Source organism: Collinsella sp. OM06-18AC, from assembly GCF_003438785.1.
Taxonomy (GTDB): Bacteria; Actinomycetota; Coriobacteriia; order Coriobacteriales; family Coriobacteriaceae; genus Collinsella.
Window position 1 is genome coordinate 1 of sequence record NZ_QSTX01000028.1, and the last position, 2,035, is coordinate 2,035.

Below are 2,035 nucleotides of genomic sequence, written 5' to 3' on the forward strand. Positions count from 1 at the left end.
GGCGGTTGAGCAGGCGCAGGCCGAAGCAGTCGGCGAGGTAGTAGCCCATCTCGCAGCCGCCGTTACCATGATCGGAAGCCATCTTGACGCAATTCTCGGCGCCGACAGCCTGGCCGATGAGACCCTCGGGCTTGGTCATGGCGTAGACGCGAATGCCCTTTTCCTTCATCTTCTTGACGGCCTCGAGGACCTCGGGGGTGGTGCCGGACTCGGAGGCGGTGAGCACGACGGACTTCTCGGTCATGCGCTTGTGGCCCATGACGTTCCACTCGGCGGCGTGGATCAGGTAGACCTCGAGGTCGCGGTCGCCGAACTTGTTCATGAGGTACTCGAGCTGCATGAGCTCGTCCCAGGTGCCGCCGACACCCATCAGGAACACGGCGTCGTAGCCCTCGTCGGCGACCTTGTCGGCGAGCGCGGTCATCTTCTTGCCGGCCTCGTAGACGTTCTTGCCGTCCTCGACGTAGCCCTCCTGGCTAAAGTGCATGATCTCGATCTTCTCGGTTTCCTTCATGGCTTTTCCTTTCTGTCCTGCACGCAACTCTATACATCGCGTTTCTTTTCGATACCAATTATAGACATACACCTAATGTGTTTTTAATACCACTTATCAATCTGCTCCAATCCTCGGTGAACGGTCGAAATTCTCTGGTGAGTGGTATTAAATTAGAATTGAATGTATAGCTAACGCCTCTGGCGCCTCCCTTGTGTGACAAAGAACAGCGTTCCTACCAGCGCAATAATGGTCGATGCCCCAAACAGCACCGCCTGAACGCCCAAAGCCTCCGCCAAAAACGGAGCCGCCAGCAGCGGCAGCACGCCGGCGCTCATCAGGCCAAAACGCACAAAGCCGGTAATGCGCCCCAGGTATTTGATGTCGGCGCGCTCCTGAATCAAGATCATCTGCAGCGGTTCCAGGAATCCCCAGGCCAGACCGTTAATCGCCTGACCGATAATCGCGACCCCCAGCATATCGGTGCCCACGTACACCATGGACCCAATGCCCACGGCCATGAGCGCGCCGAGCAGCAATCGCAGGTTGACATGGCGGGCAGAAAGCTTGGTCAGGATGAACGCGCCCACCGAGGAAGTGAGGCCCACGACCGAGGACAGCCAGCCCAGCCAGACGATATCCACGTTGAGCACATCGCGATAGAACAACGACTCCAGCGAATCGAACGCGCCAAACGCAAAGAAACCCAAAAAGCCCGAGATAAAGATGAGGCGCAGGTCGTGGTCGCGAAACGTAAGTCGCGCACCCTCGGCCATGCCGCCCAAAATACCGCCCTTCGGCTTCTCCCCTTTTGCGGGAGCAACACACTCGTGACAGCCCAAGGAGAGCACGGCCGCCACACCCATCATGCCCGCCATGAGCAGATAGACCGATTGCGTGGCAAAACAGCTCACGATGGCACCGCCGAGCAGCGGGCCAGCGGTATAGGCGATATTGCTGTAGAACACCATGAGGCCGTTCACGCGGGTACGGCCCTCGGTGGTCGACTCCAGGTATCCCGGAAACGCATGCGTGCAGGTGTTGATAAAGCCGCCCGCAAGTCCCAAGACGCACGCGGCAAACACAAGCCCGGGGACAGACAACGGCGCCAACCCCACGCCAAGCGATAGCACTGCCGTAATCACGCACGTCACAAACGACGTCCGGCGCGGTCCAAAGCGATCGATGACCGAGCCCGACACCATATTGCCCACCGACGTCATAAGATTGCGCACGAGCGTAATGGCGGCAACCAAAAAGGCCGTGCCAGCCAGATCATACGTGGCCGCACCGATAAGCCCCAAAAAGTAGACCGCGTTGTTGGCGCACCACTGCAGGGACTCAATAAGAATCAGCCTGACCTCTGCCGGCGTCAGGCGCATTGCTTCGCGATCCTTCGCGAACATACGAACTCCTTCTATACAAAAAGGGGATGGAGGGCATAGGCCTGCTCCATCCCCTTTCCAGGTTGCAACGAAAATCTATGCAGCCGGGCCCTTACGCCAGCACGCCGAAGAACGCGCCGATGATGCCCACGACCAT

1 protein-coding gene and 1 pseudogene are annotated in these 2,035 nt (G+C 58.7%); both read right to left on the minus strand.

Annotation, left to right across the window (positions count from 1 at the left end):
• Positions 1-514: pseudogene (locus DXB86_RS09805) on the minus strand (SIS domain-containing protein); the annotation flags it as partial.
• A gap of 170 nt (positions 515-684) precedes the next feature.
• Entirely contained in the window at positions 685-1,899 is a 1,215-nt protein-coding gene (locus tag DXB86_RS09810) for an MFS transporter (protein WP_195521868.1), read from the minus strand.
• Positions 1,900-2,035 lie beyond the last annotated feature (136 nt).